Annotated in this window: 15 protein-coding genes, 1 tRNA gene and 1 rRNA gene; 1 reads left to right on the top strand and 16 read right to left on the bottom strand. The window is 58.8% G+C overall.

Features of this window, described 5'->3' with window-relative positions:
• Positions 1-29 precede the first annotated feature (29 nt).
• Complete coding sequence (locus HMPREF2836_RS00125; RefSeq protein WP_049352213.1) at positions 30-1,007, top strand: hypothetical protein; 978 nt, start codon at positions 30-32, stop codon at positions 1,005-1,007.
• A 230-nt stretch (positions 1,008-1,237) separates the two neighbouring features.
• Here HMPREF2836_RS00125 and HMPREF2836_RS00120 read toward each other — a convergent pair whose 3' ends face one another.
• The 16 genes from HMPREF2836_RS00120 to rrf all read right to left on the bottom strand — a co-directional run bounded on the left by HMPREF2836_RS00120 (position 1,238) and on the right by rrf (position 16,723).
• Positions 1,238-3,208, bottom strand: a complete 1,971-nt coding sequence (locus HMPREF2836_RS00120; RefSeq protein ID WP_070628958.1) for an NHL domain-containing thioredoxin family protein — start codon at positions 3,206-3,208, stop codon at positions 1,238-1,240.
• 252 nt (positions 3,209-3,460) lie between these two features.
• Positions 3,461-4,213: a preprotein translocase subunit SecD gene (locus HMPREF2836_RS00115; protein ID WP_070628957.1), complete on the bottom strand. Its 753-nt coding sequence runs from the start codon at positions 4,211-4,213 to the stop codon at positions 3,461-3,463.
• 276 nt (positions 4,214-4,489) lie between these two features.
• Positions 4,490-5,230: a preprotein translocase subunit SecD gene (locus HMPREF2836_RS00110; protein ID WP_070628956.1), complete on the bottom strand. Its 741-nt coding sequence runs from the start codon at positions 5,228-5,230 to the stop codon at positions 4,490-4,492.
• Between the two features lie 238 nt (positions 5,231-5,468).
• Complete coding sequence (locus HMPREF2836_RS00105; RefSeq protein WP_070628955.1) at positions 5,469-6,182, bottom strand: hypothetical protein; 714 nt, start codon at positions 6,180-6,182, stop codon at positions 5,469-5,471.
• A gap of 213 nt (positions 6,183-6,395) precedes the next feature.
• Complete coding sequence (locus HMPREF2836_RS00100; RefSeq protein WP_070628954.1) at positions 6,396-7,187, bottom strand: hypothetical protein; 792 nt, start codon at positions 7,185-7,187, stop codon at positions 6,396-6,398.
• Between the two features lie 528 nt (positions 7,188-7,715).
• Positions 7,716-8,003: an HU family DNA-binding protein gene (locus HMPREF2836_RS00095; RefSeq protein ID WP_005506733.1), complete on the bottom strand. Its 288-nt coding sequence runs from the start codon at positions 8,001-8,003 to the stop codon at positions 7,716-7,718.
• Between the two features lie 92 nt (positions 8,004-8,095).
• Positions 8,096-8,401 carry a 30S ribosomal protein S14 gene (rpsN, locus tag HMPREF2836_RS00090; RefSeq protein ID WP_005506731.1) on the bottom strand — a complete coding sequence of 102 codons (306 nt, stop codon included), beginning with the start codon at positions 8,399-8,401 and terminating at the stop codon, positions 8,096-8,098.
• 2 nt (positions 8,402-8,403) lie between these two features.
• Complete coding sequence (gene rpmG, locus HMPREF2836_RS00085; RefSeq protein WP_004005967.1) at positions 8,404-8,574, bottom strand: 50S ribosomal protein L33; 171 nt, start codon at positions 8,572-8,574, stop codon at positions 8,404-8,406.
• Between the two features lie 3 nt (positions 8,575-8,577).
• Positions 8,578-8,814 (bottom strand): 50S ribosomal protein L28, encoded by a 237-nt coding sequence (gene rpmB / locus HMPREF2836_RS00080; RefSeq protein WP_004005966.1) that lies wholly within the window; start codon positions 8,812-8,814, stop codon positions 8,578-8,580.
• Positions 8,815-9,657: 843 nt separating this feature from the next.
• The gene (locus HMPREF2836_RS00075) at positions 9,658-10,470 is read right to left on the bottom strand and encodes an SGNH/GDSL hydrolase family protein (protein WP_049357921.1); all 813 of its coding nucleotides are present in this window, start codon (positions 10,468-10,470) and stop codon (positions 9,658-9,660) included.
• A 158-nt stretch (positions 10,471-10,628) separates the two neighbouring features.
• Positions 10,629-11,459, bottom strand: a complete 831-nt coding sequence (locus HMPREF2836_RS00070; RefSeq protein WP_049357918.1) for an ABC transporter ATP-binding protein — start codon at positions 11,457-11,459, stop codon at positions 10,629-10,631.
• Between the two features lie 139 nt (positions 11,460-11,598).
• The gene (locus HMPREF2836_RS00065; RefSeq protein WP_070628953.1) at positions 11,599-13,797 is read right to left on the bottom strand and encodes an acyltransferase family protein; all 2,199 of its coding nucleotides are present in this window, start codon (positions 13,795-13,797) and stop codon (positions 11,599-11,601) included.
• 126 nt (positions 13,798-13,923) lie between these two features.
• Positions 13,924-13,997 (bottom strand) — tRNA-Thr (locus tag HMPREF2836_RS00060).
• Between the two features lie 229 nt (positions 13,998-14,226).
• Complete coding sequence (locus HMPREF2836_RS00055) at positions 14,227-15,105, bottom strand: DsbA family protein (protein WP_070628952.1); 879 nt, start codon at positions 15,103-15,105, stop codon at positions 14,227-14,229.
• Between the two features lie 431 nt (positions 15,106-15,536).
• Entirely contained in the window at positions 15,537-16,280 is a 744-nt protein-coding gene (locus HMPREF2836_RS00050) for a DUF6891 domain-containing protein (protein ID WP_070628951.1), read from the bottom strand.
• A 326-nt stretch (positions 16,281-16,606) separates the two neighbouring features.
• A 5S ribosomal RNA gene (gene rrf / locus HMPREF2836_RS00045) occupies positions 16,607-16,723 on the bottom strand.
• Between the last annotated feature and the right edge of the window lie 106 nt (positions 16,724-16,829).

Genomic DNA, 16,829 nt, shown 5'->3' with positions numbered 1-16,829 from the left:
TAGCGGACTACCTGCGTTACTCTGGTTCTATGCGTAATTTTTCTCCCGTGGAGCGGGTTCTGGCAATGTGGATGGTCGGTGTTGTGGTGGCGGTTTCTGTGGCTGCTGCGGCGCTGGTTATGACGAATAAGCTGGTGTATGGTCCGACGGGTCAGGTGCGGGAGTATTTTCATGCGTTGCGTACGGGTAATGGTTCGTATGCGCGTGGTTTGTTGGGTGCGCAGATTCCTGAGGGTGACGCCTCTTTGCTGGATGGGGATGCTTTGAGGCGTTCGGTGTCTTCGTTGGGTGAGGTGTCGTATGAGGTGGTGGAGACCAGCGAGGATGGGGAGCATGCGACGGTGCGTGCGTCCTATACGTTGGAGGGTTCGCAGCAGCATACGGATTTTCGTTTGCACCGTTCGGGCACGCATTGGGGCTTTTTTGATAAGTGGGCTATTGATGAGGCGTCTTTGCCGTCGGTGAAGGTGAATATTCAGGGTGTGGAGGCTGCGACGATTAATAACCGTAAGGTTGCGGTGGATGATGGTGCGGCGTCGTTCCCGGTGTTTTATCCGGGTGTGTATGCGGTGTCGTATGATTCGACGGTTTATACGGCGCAGAAGGTGAATGAGGTGGTGACTGCGCAGGATGCGAATCATGCGGTGCGTATGGAGTTGAAGCCGAGTGATAATGCGTTGTCATCGGTGAAGGAGCAGGTGCAGGATCATTTGAAGAAGTGTACGCAGCAGAGCACTCTTTATCCGGGTGGGTGCCCTTTTGAGTATGCGTTTACGGGTCGTGTGGATTCTGAGGTGAAGTGGTCTGTGGTGAAGGTTGCGGATCCGCAGGTGAGTGTGAGTTCGGCGGGTGTGTGGTCGTTGAAGCCGATGTCGGGTACGGCGAAGGTGTCGTTTACTCAGTTGGATTTGTATACGGGTGAGCGTTCGCAGGTGCAGAAGGAGATTCCGTTTACGTTGAAGGCGTCGGTGGAGGCGGATGCGAAGGCGGTCCGAGTCTCCTTCTAAAGCCGCTGAGTTGCGAGAGCCAGTATGCTCTGAACGCGACATCAGGGTGCCCGAGCGAAGCGAGGGCGGGTTCCCTGTAGGAGCGAAGAGCATACTGGCTCGTAGCTTATATGGGCAAAGAAAGGGTCAGTATTATCCGTAGCGACATCAGGGTGCCCGAGCGAAGCGAGGGCGGGTTCCCCTGTAGGAGCAAGGATATGTACCGGTTCCTGTTTTATGTATTTAGGTGACTAGTTGATACCGCGCAGGTCCAGGACGAGTTCGCTTTCGTCTGCCTCGTCACCGGTCACGACAACGGGAATACCCCAGTCCTGCTGGTAGAGGTGGCACGCTGCGTGCTCGGGGATATCACCGTCGGGGGTGCCGTCGCAGGCGGCGGCGCGGGCGGTGATGTGCAGGACTGCCTCGGTGATTTCGGGGTTGAGCACGAGGGTGCGGGTCAGTCCGGTGGAGGTGCCGGCGCCTTCCAGGATGAAGTTCTCGGGGGTGGATGAGATCTTCAGCTGGGTGGGGTCGCCCCAGCGGGTGTCGAGCTTCTGACCGGTGGGCACGGTGAATCGTGAGGTGAATTCGAGGGTGCCGCCGGTGAGCTTGGTGGAGGGGCGTGCGGTGGTGATGGCGCCTTCGTCGACGTGCTGTGCCTTGGCGGGAATGGAGGCGCGTACGAGCTGGTGGGCGTTGGTTTCGACGATGATGAGGCGCGGTTCTTCGCCGGGTACTTCTTCGACGAGCAGGTCGGAGGGTTCGTCGAGGCCGCGTTCGAGGGTGCCGAGGGTGCCGGTTGCGGGGTCCCAGCGGCGGATGGCGCCGTTGTAGGTGTCGGCGACTGCGATGGATCCGTCGGGCAGCTCGGTCAGGCCGAGGGGGTGCTGCATGCGGGCGGTGTCGGAGTCGCCGTCGACGAAGCCGAAGTCGAACAGGCCCTTGCCGACGGCGGAGGTGACCTGTACGCCGTTGTCGGTGAAGGTGATGTGGCGCAGGCCGCTGGTTTCGGAGCATGCGACCCAGAGGCTGCCGTCGCGTGCTTCGATGATGCCGGAGGGCTGGGCGAACCAGGCGTCGGCGGCGGGGCCGTCGGCGAGGCCTTCAACGCCGGAGCCTGCGAAGATGCTGACGGCGCCGGTGACGGGTTCGTAGCCGAAGAGCTGGTGGGTACCTGCCATGGCGATGATGAACTGGCCGGCTTCGCGGGAGTAGACGGCGTCCCAGGGCGAGGAGAGCGCAATGTCGGTGGCGGGTACGCCGGCGGGGATGTGGTTGGGGTCGCCGGTGATGGCGTTGTCGCCGTCGATGACGCGCTGCACGCCGTTGCCTGCGAGGGTGCGTACTTCGCCGGTGCGCAGGTTGAGGGAGCGCAGGCGGTGGTTGACGGTGTCGGCGACGAGCACGTCGTAGCCGAGCTGTTCGCGTAGGTTTTCGGGTACGAGGGCGAGGCCGGCGGGTTCGTTGAAGCGTGCTTCGGTGCCGGTGCCGTCGACGTGGCCCTTGACGGGGTGGTTGATGGGGTCGTTGCCGCCGCCGTAGGTGTTGATGACGGTGTTGAGGTCGGCTGCTACCTGCAGGATGCGGTGGCGTGCGCTGTCTGCGACGAGGTAGGTGCGTTCGCGGTTGCCGAAGAGGTTTGCGGGGCCGAATTCGGCGGGCAGTTCGATGGCTTTGCCGGGGAAGGCGTAGGTGCCGGCTGCTTTGGGGCGGGGTACGTAGGGGCCGTCGCCGCGGTGTAGGGTGCCCTTCGCCTCGTGCTCGGCGACGAGTTCGCGTACGAGGGAGGTGAGGCCCTGTACGTGGCCTTCGCCGGAGAGGTGGGCGACGATGTAGCCTTCGGGGTCGACGACGACAAGGGTGGGCCATGCGCGGGCGGTGTATGCCTGCCAGGTGGTCAGTTCGGGGTCGTCGAGTACGGGGTGGGTGATGTGGTAGCGGTCGACGGCTGCGGCGAGCGCTACGGGGTCTGCTTCGTGTTCGAATTTGGGGCTGTGTACGCCGACGGTGACGAGTACGTCGGAGAATTCTTCTTCGAGGGGGCGTAGTTCGTCGAGGACGTGCAGGCAGTTGATGCAGCAGAGGGTCCAGAAGTCGAGAATAACGATTTTGCCGCGAAGGTCCTGCAGGGTGAGGTTTTTGTCGCCGGTGTTGAGCCAGGCTCGGCCTTCGAGTTCGCTGGCGCGCACGCGTACGTTGCGGGTGGTGTTCTCGCTCATGGTTTTCTCTCCTGTTGGGTGCGCCGTGTGTGGTCGCGTTGGTTTGCTGTCCCCATTATGCCAGCGTGGTGGGGGTGGTTCGCTGGGAGTTGAGCTTTGTGACTTGGGGCCTTAACGACCTGTCATATTAAGTCATATTCCGGGTGGTTCGTGGGTATATAAAGCGCCCCGCACGCATCACGTATAGATGCGCGCGGGGCGTTGGTGTCCCTATTGTGGCGGGCTGTTCGGCCCGGTGGTAGGAACTAGTTTTTACTTGGCGCCTGCGACCTCGGAGAGGTCACCAATCTTGGTGGGCTTGACCGGGGTCTTAGCGGTGCCGCTGAAGCCGTCGATGCGGCCGGGGGCCTTCGGGGTTTCGATGGTGGAGACGTCGGTCGCCTGCTCGAAGGTCTTAGTGTTCAGCACGGATGCGGTGCCGTCTGCATTGACGACGGTGTAGAGGTTGTCCTTGGGGTTGGTCTTGATCCAGGAGCCGTCCTCTTTCACGACGATGGTTGTGCCGTTGGAGTCCATGCTGGTCCACACACCGTTATTCTGGATGCTGATGATAGCGCCGTCCTTGGATTCGAAGGCAGCGAATTTATCGGTGTAGTAGACGGTGCCGTCGCTGGTCTGCGCCTTCTTCACACCGGCCTCGTTCTTGAGCTGTTCCAGGGCTTTCTTGCTGGCGGTGTAGCCTGCGGAGGCTGCCTGATCGGCGGATTCCTGACCCTTCTTGAGTGCTTCGGTTGCTTCGCTGGGCAGACCGCTGGGGGTGCTGATGGTGCCCTGGGTGGTCTTGGTTTCTGCCTTGGTGGTTTCAGCTGCTGCGGAGGCGGTGCTCTTGCTGGTTGCTGCTGCGGAGGTGCTTGCGGGTGCCGATGCAGTTGCGGAAGCGGTTGCAGAAGCGGACGCGCTTGCCGATGCGGAGGAGTTGGAGTTGGCGCCGGAGTTGCCGCCGCAGGCTGCGAGGCCGAGGGCACCGGCAATGGTCAGGGACAGAACAGCAATAGACTTCTTCACTGAATTTCTCTTTTCTGTATGCGCCGCTCTGCGACGGCGCAGTGCTTGGTGTGGTTGACCTGTACTCCAGTGTTCCCGGAGTACGCTTTCATGCTAGCACCGTGACCTGAAAGCTCCCTGAGATGTTGCGGTGCTTCCCTTCCCCCGCTTTTCATGGGTCTTCTCAGCGTAGCTTGAAGACGTAAAACGCCCCGCACGCATCACGTTCGGATGCGCACGGGGCGTTGGTGTCCCTGTTCTGCCGGGCTATTCGGCCCAGGGGGCAGGAGCTCGTGTTTACTTGAGGCCTGTAATCTCAGAAAAGTCAGCAACCTTGGTGGGCTTGGCCGGGGTCTTAGCGGTGCCGCGGAAGCCGTCGACGGGGCCAGGGGCCTTCGGGATATCGATGGTGGAGAGGTCGGTCGCCTGCTCTAAGGTCTTAGTGTTCAGCACGGCAGCGGCGCCGTCTGCCCTAACGGCGGTGTAGAGGCTGTCCTCGGGGTTGGTTTTGATCCAGGAGCCGTCCTCGTCCACGACGATGGTTCCACCGTTGGAGTCAAAGTTACTCCACGCACCGGTATTTTTGATGATGACAATAGCGCCGTCCTTGGATTCGAATGCAGCGACTTCATCGTTGTAGTAGACGGTGCCGTCGCTGGTCTGCACCTTCTTGACGCTGGGATCTTCCTTGAACTCGTTCAGGGATTCCTTGCTGGCGCTGTACAGTGCGGAGGTTGCCTGCTGGTTGGATTCCTCGCTCTTCTTAAGTGCTTCGGTTGCTTCGCTGGGCAGACCGCTGGGGGTGCTGATGGTGCCCTGGGTGGTCTTGGTTTCTGCCTTGGTGGTTTCAGCTGCGGCGGAGGTGGTGCTTGCGCTGGTTGCCGCGGTGGAGGTGCTTGCGGGTGCCGAGGCAGTTGCGGAAGCGGACGCGCTTGCCGATGCGGAGGAGTTGGAGTTGGCGCCGGAGTTGCCGCCGCAGGCTGCGAGGCCGAGGGCACCGGCAATGGTCAGGAACAGAACAGCAATAGACTTCTTCACGGCAGATTTCTCTTTCCGTCATGCGTCGCTCTGCAGCGGCACAGTGCGTGGTGTGGTTGACCTGTACTCCGGTATGCCCGGCGTACACCTTCATGCTAGCACCTCATCCTGACGGTACTCTGCAAGCATGCGTAAAACGCCCCGCACGCATCACGCTCGGATGCGCACGGGGCGTCTTATAGGTCAAGGGGCTGTTACGCTCTGGTAGCGTCACAAGCCGCTGTTAGTTCTTTACAGCTTACTTGGGCTGTGCGGGCTTGACGGGGGCGACCTTAGCCTGTGCGGGCTTTGCGGGAACCTTCGGAGCCTTCAGGTCTGCCTTCTCGCCGCCAACGATGGAGGTTACTTCACCGGATGCGTCCACGGTTGCCTGCAGGCCGCTGTTAGCCTGGATGCTCCAGGAGCCATCAGCCTTGACTGCGACCTGGCCGTTTGCGTCCTGGCGGCTCCAGGAGCCGTCAGCCTGTACAGCTACCTGACCTTCGTCACCCTGAATGGTCCAGCCGCCGTCCTCGGAAACAATAACGTCGCCCTCAACGGCGGAGGAGGAGTTACCCTCGGAGTCCTTGGACTCAGCCTTGGTGCCCTTTTCGTCAGACTCTACCTTGGAGGAGTTACCCTCGGAGTCCTTAGCGTCTACGGATGCCTTGCCGTCTGCGCCGACCTTCACGTCTGCGGAGTTGCCTTCGCCGTCGTTAGCCTTGACGGTGACGTTGCCGTCCTTGTCAACCTTCACGTCTGCAGTAGCGGAAGCAGAAGCTGCCGAGGTGGTTGCAGCTGCAGAGGATGCCTTAGCCGATGCACTTGCGGAAGCAGTTGCAGAAGCGGATGCGGATGCAGTCGCGGTGGTGGTGGAAGAGGACTGGGAGCCGCATGCGCTCAGGCCCAGTGCGCCTGCGAAAGCGATGGACAGCACCGCGGTGGTCTTCTTCATTGCGGGGGTGATAGCCATTGTTTCTCCTTGTGGTTGTTAGTATGGTGCGGCTAGTTGGCGACGTATTCGCGTCGTGCGCAGGATCCTTGTGGGATTCCATAACGATTATCGGTGTAACCAACCGCGTTAATTCTATCGAGTTTGGGTGTGATTATCCGGGCGCGTGGGCGTTCTTCCGCATTCTAGTGAGTGGGATAGCCCACGTTTTCGCCGAGAGTATCAGCCTGTTGTTTAGCGGCGCGGGGTCACGGGCTTGACGGGGTCCACGGTAGCACCGGCAGGCTTGACGGGTACGGCAGGTACCTGGAAGGGTCCCTGTCCGGTCTGTTCCCAGGAGCCGTCAGCCTTCACTTCGACAACACCGGGGGTTCCAACGAGCTCCCAGGATCCGTCTGCTTTCACCTCTACGTTGCCGCTCGGGCCGACGCGTTCCCAGGATCCGTCAGCATCTACCTCATTGATGTCGCCGTTGGGGGCGTGGTAGGACCAGCCGCCGTCAGAGTCGATCTGGATCATGGTGTAGCCGTTGGCGGCGCTGACGGTTCCGCCGTCGACGGTCACAGAACCGTTACCGGCACCGTTGGAGCCGCTCTTGGCGGTGGTCTCGCCAGCTTTCTCGTCGACCTTTGCGGAGGAACCGGAGTTGTTCGATGCAGAGCCGCCGTTGACGGTTGCGTTGCCGCTAGCGTCTGCGGTCACGCCGGTTCCGTCAGCACCGTTGACGGTCACGCCGCCTTCGGTGACGGTTACGGTGCCCTGGGAGCTGCTTGCGCTGGGGCTCGGGGAGGCTGCGTCGCTTGCCTTGACGGTGACCTTGCCGTTGCCAGCGTTGACTGCTGCGTCAGCGCTGGAGGATGCCTTGGCGGTTGCGGTTGCGGTGGGTGCCGGGCTGGAGGTGTTCTGTGCACCGCAGGCGCTCAGGCCGAGTGCTGCGATTGTTGCGATGGACAGTGCGGCTGCGCCGGTGCGGAAGCGACGGTTGGTGGGCTGCGCGGAAGTACGCTGAGCGTGGCGTGCTGCCATGAGGGGTTCTCCTTGTGAGTCCCGGAGGGTCAATCGTCCGGGGTTTGTATGGTTGATTTTCCGGTTGGGGTGGGGCCGTTTGTATGGTGTGTGGCTTTTCCTTCGCCGGTGATTCCAGCTTAGGGTGTGAGTCTAAGATTGAGCTTTAGTTTGCTGTGTTTAAGCTATGTCTGGACGGCGATGTATAAGTATTTTTCCCAGCGGAGTTTCATACTCATGGTTTTTCCCTCAGCTTATGCATAGCTTTCTGTTCATATGTATAAATTTTCTTTATTTTTTCTGTAGTCCACCCCAGCTTCTTATGTGGAGTAGGGGTAGTTTCTATGTTTTTACCTCAACCACACAATTAAGGTTGCAAGGACCCAACTAATCAGCGATTCTAGGGATCCACCTCACCTGCCTAGGGGCGCTTCCGCTGCTTGGGCTTTCTTCAGCCGGGTTTTCTCCGCTGTTTCCCCTTGGGCAGGCATAATAAAAGACCCCCACCGTGAGGGTGGGGGTCTTTTATCAGATTCAAAGTCTCAAGAATTACTTCTTCTTAGCGACTGCTGCCTTCAGCTTGGAGCCTGCGGTCAGCTTCACGCCGTGACCGGCGGGAATCTGGATGGTTTCGCCGGTCTGCGGGTTACGGCCGGTACGAGCTGCACGGTCGGTGCGCTCGATTGCCATCCAACCGGGGATGGTGATCTTCTCGCCCTTGGAGACGGAAGACTCGAAAACCTGGAACACTGCGTCGAGGACTGCGTTTACGGTTGCCTGGCTCTTGCCAGACTTCTCTGCAACCTCTGCAACGAGTTCGGTACGGTTCTTAGCCATTAGGGTGCCCCTTCCAGAGACTTAAGGTTTGAGTCTAAAGCGAGTGACCGTCGGTGACGACGGAAAACCGTTTAGGAACTAAAATACCAGATTTACCAGCTGGACTTGGTGATACCGGGCAGCTCGCCGCGGTGTGCCATCTCGCGGAAGCGCACGCGGGAGATACCGAACTTCTGGAAGGTACCGCGGGGGCGGCCGTCAATCTGGTCGCGGTTACGCACGCGAACGGGGGAAGCGTTGCGGGGCAGCTTCTGCAGTGCCACGCGTGCTGCTTCGCGCTCCTCGGGGGTAGCGTTCTCGTCGATCAGGGTCTTCTTCAGCGCGATACGCTTCTCGTTGTAGCGAGCGACGATGACCTTGCGCTGCTCGTTGCGAGCGATCTTGGACTTCTTAGCCATTCTTAGCGCTCCTCTCGGAAGTCAACGTGCTTGCGAACGACGGGGTCGTACTTCTTCAGCACCATACGGTCGGGGTTGTTGCGGCGGTTCTTACGGGTCACGTAGGTGTAACCGGTGCCAGCAGTGGACTTGAGCTTGATGATAGGACGGAGGTCCTTAGCCTTGGATGCCATTTACTAGATCTTCTCCCCGCGTGCGATGATTTCTGCAACAACGGCATCGATGCCACGAGCATCGATGACCTTGATGCCCTTAGCGGACACGTTCAGGGTTACCTTACGACGCAGCGAAGGAACCCAGTAGGTCTTCTTCTGAACGTTCGGGTCGAATCGACGCTTGTTGCGGCGATGCGAGTGCGAAATGCTGTGTCCAAAGCCGGGAACAGCTCCGGTCACCTGGCAGACTGCTGCCATGTTTCACTCCTTTATTGATTGACTTTTATGACGGTACGCAGTCGATGTTACTCGTGAGCGTCCCGCCACCAATGTAGAAGCACCGGGTTATTCGCCGGGCTAGAGTGTTTGAGATCGTCACGTGGGTGAGAGGCCACGCATCGATCCCCGCCGCGGGAAAAACGGTGAAGCTTATTAGTGTCGAGAGGCGTTTCCACCACTACGAACAGCGTTAAATTCTAGGTAAATACGGGGGTTCGTGCAAGCCTGCACGCCGGATTTTGCCTTAAAAATCCGCGGAATCTCGGTGTTCTGAGCCGATTGCACCTCGTTTAAGCGAAGTGCTCGATTCGCGGATGCACGCCTGCCTTCGAGCGGCAAACATACCTATCCATTCTACCAAAAATGGGTGTTTTTGCAAGTCCAGATGTTTTTAAGGAATTCTTTAACGCCCCTAGTCAGGCGTTAATGCGCCTTTTTAAGAACGGATGTTCTCTATGTGACCGGGGATAAATTACACCGGTGAAATTCATGTTGTGAGATTAACAGCTTAAGCCGGATTTAAGCCTTAAACAGCCCCGCGCCACCGATTCTTGCGGTGTGCGCGGGGCCGTTAAACAGGCTTAAACACGCGTTTAAAGAGCTTTTAACTCTCGTTTTAACGCTTCCGCCCCGGTTTTAAAGGGCAGTTTAAGGGTTCGCAACGGTACGGGTAACCGCGGATTTACCGTTCCAGTTACGGCGTAGATGCGGGCACGAATACGGTACATATCCAGCCCAGAGGTACAGTGCAGAGCACTCCCCCAGCATACAGTTTTACGCCGTAACGCGCGCCCCCCCCTCAGCATTAGTTCTTAAGGGGCGTTAGTTCTTAAGGCTTGCCGCGGGGACCCACTCCGGGTACTTGGGGCTCACGCCGTCCCCGGAGCTTGTACCCTTCAGACGGCGACCAATCCACGGCAGGGCAAACTCGCGGACCCAGCGTGCCTCCTGCTCAACCTTCTCGCGGGCGGTCAGCTGCACCTCCGGGGGCAGCACCGATTCGGTGACCACACCGGGCAGGCCGAGCTGCGCCAGCACGCGGGATGCGAAGCGTTCGTGGCCGAGGTCGTTCATGTGCAGGCGATCGTCAGCCCACAGACGCCAGTCGAGGAAGTCATTCCAGCGCCAGTAGTCGATAATGTGCACGCCGTGGTCCTCAGCGATACCACGCAGTAGCTCGTTGTAGGTGGCGGTACGGCCGCGGGTGCGGGCGAAGGGGCCCTGGCCCTGTACATCCAGGCCGGTTACGGTAAGTACTTCGATTCCTTCGCCGCGCAGGGTGGCGAAGGCTTCGTCTACGTGGGTCATGAGCTGGTCAATATCCACGTTGGGTCGCATGATGTCGTTGCCGCCGCCGTAGAAGGTAACGAGGTTGGGCTTCAGATCCAGGGCTGCCGGCAGCTGCTCTTCGAGAATGGGAATGAGCAGGCGGCCGCGGATAGCGAGGTTTGCGTACTGCGCTTGCGGATCTACTGCACCGAGGCCTTCGGCAACGCGGTCTGCCCAGCCGCGCAAGCTGTTGGGGCGGCGGCGGTCAACGTCGCCCACGCCTTCGGTGAAGGAGTCACCGATTGCCACGTAGCGTACTGATTCACCGTTGAGCTTGCCGTTGGAGTCTAGGAGCGGGGTCGTCATTGTGTTCTTCTTTCCGGGCCTCTATAGAGAATGACCCTTCTGTGGAAGAAGCCGGCACACCCGCGCGGTGTACCGGCTTCTTCGCTTAGCTTTCGGTGCGTCCTGCTTTCCAGTATCCCACTGTTGAGGGTTCTTCTTCAGATATGAGCGGGGGTTTCTTAGGATGCGACAGCTGAACCGGCAACGGTGGACGCACTCCGGGGATGGGGTACCACCACTACACTGCCGTCGTTAAACGGGTCCGCAACCTCGGCCTTCAGGCTAAAGATGGTGTGCAGGTTCTCGCGGGTGAGCACGTCGTGTGCTTCTCCATGCGCGACGATGGAGCCGTCCTTCATAGCGACGAGGTAATCAGCGACTCGAGCGGCGAGGTTCAGTTCGTGCAGCACCATAATCATGGTGGTGCCGCGCTGTTCGTTGAGTTCCGAGAGCAGGTCGAGTAGCTCCACCTGATGTGCCAGGTCGAGGTAGGTGGTCGGCTCGTCCAGCAGTAGAATGTCGGTTTCCTGGGCGAGCGCCATGGCAATCCAGACTCGCTGACGCTGACCGCCGGAGAGCTCGGTAACCTGGCGTTCTGCAAGGGACATGGTATCGGTGGCTTCGAGAGCCCAAGCAACCGCCTCGTCGTCTTCGGCGCTATTGCGTTTGAAGAGGCCTTGGTAGGGGTAGCGGCCGCGGGAGACCAGGTCTGCTACGGTAATTCCTTCGGGGGCGATGGGATGCTGGGGCATCAGCCCGACCATGCGGGCAAAGCCTTTCATGGAGTATTCGTGGGTGGGTTTGCCGTCGAGGGTGAAGTCGCCGTTGAGCGGCTTGAGCAGTCGGGAGACACCACGGAGCAGGGTGGATTTACCGCAGCCGTTGGGACCGATGATGGCGGTGATTTTACCCTTCGGGAATTCGAGGGAGAGGTCTTTGACGATGGTGGTTTCGCCGTAGCCGAGGCTGACGTTCTCAACTTTGAGGGTGCGTTCGGTGATTTCTTTCATGGCGTCCTTTCTTCTCTAAGGCTTTTCCCGGGAGTCTCCTAACTTAGCCTATCCTAATTTCGGGTCAGAAAATAGCGGATCCCCCGCACTGTTCATACTTCTGTAGAACAGCGCGGGGGATCCGCTATATCGGCGAACTTTAGAAGTTCACTTTTCCGCTCACGAGCCAGCCGCCTTCCGCTGCACGCTGGAAGACTTCCTGAGCCATGGTGCGGCTGTAGGTCTTGGAGACATGGTTGTCGTCGATGTAGACGTAGATGTTTCCAACCACGGGGCTGCACATGCCGTCCGGGCAGTACACATCCTTCAGGTCCACCATGACGGCGCCCTGGTTGCGGTACTTGTCGAAGATTTCCTGTGCGGGGTTTTCGGCGGCGTACTTGTCGCTTGCGGGTCGTGCGCAGGAGCTCTTGTCGGCACCGGCCTTCTGAGCACATTCGTAGATGTTGTACTCGAAGCGCGGGTTATCACGCAGGCCGATGACCTGGACTCCTGCCTCGGTGAGGCGGCGGACCGTCTCGTCGAGGCTCGGGTCGACTCGTTCGTCATTCGATCGTGCCTGGGCAACGGTGGCGATGAGCACCACGGTCTGCGGCTTACGCTTGAGAATTTCCTCGGTCAGCTTGGCGTTGAATTCCGAGCATTCGTTGCTGGCGTTGACGGCGCGGACCGGGTACTGGCAGCCACCGAGCAGGTAGGTCTGCAGGTTGGTTTTGGTCTGTTCTGCGATGGGCTTGAAGATGCTCAGCGCCTGTTCGGCGTGGGAGTTACCGATGACCATGGTCAGCGGTGCGTCCTCGGGGCCGTACTTCTGCACGTTGCAATACTTGGCGAGTGCCGGGTCGGAGGGCGCGAAGCTGCCAACGCAGGGGTCGCTCAGTCCGTCAAACTGGGTTTTGACGTCACCGCCGGAGGGGATGGGGTTGTCAATGAGTCCCTGCTGGGCGCCACCGATAGCGCGGGCGCCGGGGTAGTTTTCGCTGGCGGTCTGTACCTGCAGTTCGGCGTTGTGCTCGGACTGGGTGTTGCGGTAGCCGATCCAGGTCTGTGCGGCTACCAAGGGTACGCCGGCGACCAGGAAGATCGCGAGGATAAAGGCGAGCTGGTCTGCCCAGGTCTTGACCGAGAAGACGGTCTTGAAGCGCATCTTCATCATGAGCCAAGGTACGAAGGGGTCCTTACGGTAGCGCAGCGGCTTTTCGACGAAGCGGATGAGCAGCCATGCCAGGCCGATGGAGGCAAGGATGATGACAGCGCCTTCGATGAAGTTCACGCGGGAGGTACCGACGGCGCTGCTGTAGAGAATGAGGATGGGCCAGTGCACCAGGTACAGGGCGTAGGAGATGTTGCCGAGGTTCTGCAGGGGTGCGGAGACCAGCAGCCGATCGATGCCCCAGCGGCTGTTGGTGCGGCCTGCCATGATGACGAGCGCACCGGAGATCACGGGCCAGAGCGCCAGGTAGCCGGGGAACGCTCGTTCAACGGGCAGGATTGCACCGCAGGTGACCAGACCAATAATGCCAACCCAGCCCATAATTACTCGAGCCTTCTCGGGTGCCTTCCACTTGAGGGTGAGCATTGCCAGCAGGGTGCCGATGGCAAATTCCCACAGGCGGGTGCGGGTGTCGAAGTAGGCGAATCCCTGGTTGGTGTCGGTTTCGACGATGGAGAAGGTCAGGGATGCGACGAACACCGTATTGAAGATGAATACCGCGGTGGTGAAGAGGTTCCCGCGGAATCGGTGCACGACGTAGGCTACTGCAGCGAAGAGCAGGGGCCAGATGATGAAGATCTGTCCCTGGATGGAGAGCGACCAGAAGTGCTGGAAGGGTGACTTCACGGAAGCGTTTTGGGCGTAGTAGTCTACGGAGCTGAACGCGAGGTTCCAGTTCTGGAAGTAGAACAGGGAGCTCCTTGCGTCGGTTACGGTTTGCGACCAGCGACTGGGTGCGAGCACGAAGAAGGACGCAATGGTGGTACCCGCGATAACCACGGTGGCTACGGGTAGCAGTCGCTGGAAGACGTGCATCCAGTAGCTGAAGAGATTGAGGGGTTTGCCTTCGTTGATCTTGCGCATGAAGGAGAGCGAGAGCAGGAAGGCGGAGATGAAGAGGAAGACGTCCACGCCGCCGGAGACTTTGCCGACCCAGACGTGGTAGAGCACCACGAGGAGCACAGCGAAGGCTCGCAGGCCCTGGATTTCGGGGCGGAATCCTCGCGATTCGATGAATTCTTCGAGGGGGTAGTCGTTGGTTTCGCGTGCTTTGACGGTGCGTAGCGCCGCGGTACGGGTGCCCTGCGAGGCGGTGGCCTGCGGGGTTCCGGAGGTTTCAGACATACTTGGTTCCTCAGGGCGGGTAGACGATGTGCTGGTGCGGGTCCCTAGACACTCGAGGACACTCGCTACAATAAAATCCTGATTCGCACCTCTGCTATGAGGCTGGTGCGAACCAGGATTTTTCTGAGCCCCCTACCGGATTCGAACCGGTGACCCTCTGTTTACAAGACAGATGCTCTGGCCAACTGAGCTAAGGAGGCAACTTGTCCAGTGTACCCTATTCTCTTGGTTGAATCTGCTTAGCGTTCCTTTTACGGTTTGGTTGAGAATACTTCTAAATTATGGGGTGATGGCATGTTCGTTTCCTTCGTTTTACCCCTTATGAGCACCACCTCTGTATGCTGCTCACCCACCCCTCGTACTCATCACTGTGTATGGAAAAACCCGGTAGCCTCACGCGGAGGTTACCGGGTTTTCGTATCGAAGAGGTTACTTCTTCTTAGCTTCGATCTTTTCCTTCAGGAAGGTGCTGAAGTCGTTGCTGGTGTACTGGTCGCCATCAACGAAGACGGTGGGGGTACCCTTAATACCGTTCTTTGCGGATTCAGCGTTGACCACGTCCACGAAGGGGCGCCACTTGCCATCGTTCATATCGGAGCCAATGGAGGCATGGTACTTCGAGGCGATGTCAGCGATCTGCTGGTTGTTCATGTCGCCGCTACCCTGGTGAGTGAAGATCTCGCGCTGGTAGTTCAGGAAGTCGCTGGTGCTGACCTGGTTTGCCACGGAGTATGCTGCTGCCGCGTTACGTGCGGAGTATGCGGTGGGCGAGGAGCGGTCCAGGAAGGTCAGGTTGCGGATTTCCAGGGTGATGGTGCCGTCTTCGACGAGCTTCTGGATTTCTTCACCGTACTTCTTCTCAAACTCTGCACAGTGCACGCAGTTGTAGTCCTGGAAGATGGTCACGCGAACGGGCTGGCCGTTCTTGGATGCCTCTTCAGCGGTCTGCACGCCCGGAGGCAGGGTGTTGACTGCTGCTGCGGTTCCGTTGACCATGGGGGTCACGGAGGAGGTCGAGGTTGCGAGCTGCTTGAAGTCGCGGGTCTCCTGGGTGGAGGAGTTCTGGACGATGCCGTCCTTGGTCAGCACAATGCCACCGTATTCGTTGGCGCTGGAGGGCACCGGGCCGCTTTCTGCTACCTTGGTGTTCTTGTTGCCGTTGACTACGACGAAGCCGATGATACCTACGATGATGAGGACCACGGCGAGTACGCCGAACTGGAGCCAGCGGCGGCTTGCCTGGCTGGGGCTCTTCTTGGCCTGCTGGGCCGCAATCTGGCGGGCTTTTTCGCGGGCGTCGGTCGACATGCCTGCTCCTTTGGTTGGGAATATGGGTGGCGGTTCGTCCACTTCTTCTAGCCTACTCCGGTTGGAGTGAGCGCCCATCCGAGCAAAGCTCAGATGACCTGACTCTTCCGGCCCGGAGTTGCTCCTATCGTTCTAGAGCTCTAGCTTCCTGCCGCGTGCGGCAGCTGAAAGCTACGTCGATCAGTTCCCATCGTGCGGATAGGTTCTGTTTCATCTCTAGTGTGGACGTACCGCGCTACCCGTCTAGCCTACCGAATGGGTGCCTTATCGGCTAGTTAATACTCTGACTGAGATACTGTGATGTCTGTTCTCACGCTCTCAGCTTATTTTCCTCGTAAACTTTCGTAGCATTGGGAGGCGCCTCTCCCCTCTGCCACAAGTAGCGCACAAGTATAGCGCCGAGGCACCCATCCGGTTCAGCTCACCAGCGGTTAGGGGATGTTATAGACTTCCACTCCCCCAATGAACGGGCGAGTATCGAAATTCCCCTTCCACTCCACGCTCAGACCGTGCTTCTCCAGTACAGGGATAATAGTGTCCTTCATGAGCTCCACGGAGAGCTTCTTGTGAAGGGCACTGATCTCTTCCTTCTGCGCATCGCTCAGCGCGTTCCATTCATTTTCGTCCCTGGGGTAGGCGAGGAAGGAACCGAAGCCAACGTAGGTTCCGCCGCTCTCTGCGAGGCTTTCGGCGTCCTGCTGGTGGAAGTAGATGTATCCCTTCCATTCACGGCTATCGTCAATCTCATCCCAAATCTCTGCGGATGCGCAGGTACCGCAGCAGGTGAAGTTCTGTCGTGCAATGACGCCTTCTTCTTCCAGCGCTGCGAAGGCACGGTTAAGGTTGGAGTTCTTCTGCATCTCGGGGGTAATACCCAGCTCAGCAGCAAAGGCACGACGACGCTTGATGAGCTCTTCCACGTAGTCCTCTACGCGCTTTTCCCAGAGCTTGCTGTCTTCGTTCTCCCCATCGTATTCCAGACCAAGTACGTCCATCACATAATCGGTGATCGTTTCTACGTACTGTTCAGTATCAGATTCACCCATGAACAGCAGGGGCCAGATGGGCCAGAGCAACTCGGCTTCGTCTTCTTCATCCAGCCCCCATTCTTTGGGGAAGGGCGGGTCGAGGCGTTCTTCGCTCCAGCGTTCGTAGATGCTCTTCTCATCAGCCATAGTGATGCTCCTTTGCTTGCTCTCTACTCGTTGAAGTAGAGATGTGGACTGCTCTTGTTGTTAAGGTATCAAGAGTTTCTCTACCTCGCCTTCTATTTCGTCATTCAGGCGGATCTGTGAACTCCCCATCTCATCGCCTCTGTATCAGGTCGGCACGCTGTCTGGCGAGGTTGCATCCCCTGTTCCTCTGCCTCTCTGCTGCATCTCTGAATCTCTGGATCTATGAGTCTCTGCACCTTTGCTGAGTTAGGTGTCTTTCGTTCTAAGAGTTTTCGGGTACACAAAAAGAGGGGAAGACCTTTAAGGTCTTCCCCTCTTGAATAAAAAACCCGCGGTGACCTACTCTCCCACACCCACAAAAGTGCAGTACCATCGGCGCGAAGAGTCTTAGCTTCTGGGTTCGGAATGGAACCAGGCGTTTCCCTCTTGCTATAACCACGGAAAATCTAGCGAATAACTTCGTTATTCAAAATTTCCGAATAAAAAGCCTCAGCCTCCCGAAGGAAGCCCAGGGTTATTATCCAAAAACCATACAGTGAACGCAAACAA

Source organism: Rothia sp. HMSC065C12 (assembly GCF_001812085.1).
GTDB lineage: Bacteria > Actinomycetota > Actinomycetes > Actinomycetales > Micrococcaceae > Rothia > Rothia mucilaginosa.
The sequence above is the reverse complement of the archived record's forward strand: the minus strand, read 5'-3'. Positions and strand labels throughout refer to the sequence as shown.

Bases quoted from the DNA above. Each gene is read 5' to 3' on its own strand.
- HMPREF2836_RS00125 (WP_049352213.1), top strand. From the start codon at position 30: ATGCGTAATTTTTCTCCCGTGGAGCGGGTTCTGGCAATGTGGATGGTC.
- HMPREF2836_RS00120 (WP_070628958.1), bottom strand. From the start codon at position 3,208: ATGAGCGAGAACACCACCCGCAACGTACGCGTGCGCGCCAGCGAACTC.
- HMPREF2836_RS00105 (WP_070628955.1), bottom strand. From the start codon at position 6,182: ATGGCTATCACCCCCGCAATGAAGAAGACCACCGCGGTGCTGTCCATC.
- HMPREF2836_RS00100 (WP_070628954.1), bottom strand. From the start codon at position 7,187: ATGGCAGCACGCCACGCTCAGCGTACTTCCGCGCAGCCCACCAACCGT.
- HMPREF2836_RS00095 (WP_005506733.1), bottom strand. From the start codon at position 8,003: ATGGCTAAGAACCGTACCGAACTCGTTGCAGAGGTTGCAGAGAAGTCT.
- rpsN (WP_005506731.1), bottom strand. From the start codon at position 8,401: ATGGCTAAGAAGTCCAAGATCGCTCGCAACGAGCAGCGCAAGGTCATC.
- rpmG (WP_004005967.1), bottom strand. From the start codon at position 8,574: ATGGCATCCAAGGCTAAGGACCTCCGTCCTATCATCAAGCTCAAGTCC.
- rpmB (WP_004005966.1), bottom strand. From the start codon at position 8,814: ATGGCAGCAGTCTGCCAGGTGACCGGAGCTGTTCCCGGCTTTGGACAC.
- HMPREF2836_RS00075 (WP_049357921.1), bottom strand. From the start codon at position 10,470: ATGACGACCCCGCTCCTAGACTCCAACGGCAAGCTCAACGGTGAATCA.
- HMPREF2836_RS00070 (WP_049357918.1), bottom strand. From the start codon at position 11,459: ATGAAAGAAATCACCGAACGCACCCTCAAAGTTGAGAACGTCAGCCTC.
- HMPREF2836_RS00065 (WP_070628953.1), bottom strand. From the start codon at position 13,797: ATGTCTGAAACCTCCGGAACCCCGCAGGCCACCGCCTCGCAGGGCACC.
- HMPREF2836_RS00055 (WP_070628952.1), bottom strand. From the start codon at position 15,105: ATGTCGACCGACGCCCGCGAAAAAGCCCGCCAGATTGCGGCCCAGCAG.
- HMPREF2836_RS00050 (WP_070628951.1), bottom strand. From the start codon at position 16,280: ATGGCTGATGAGAAGAGCATCTACGAACGCTGGAGCGAAGAACGCCTC.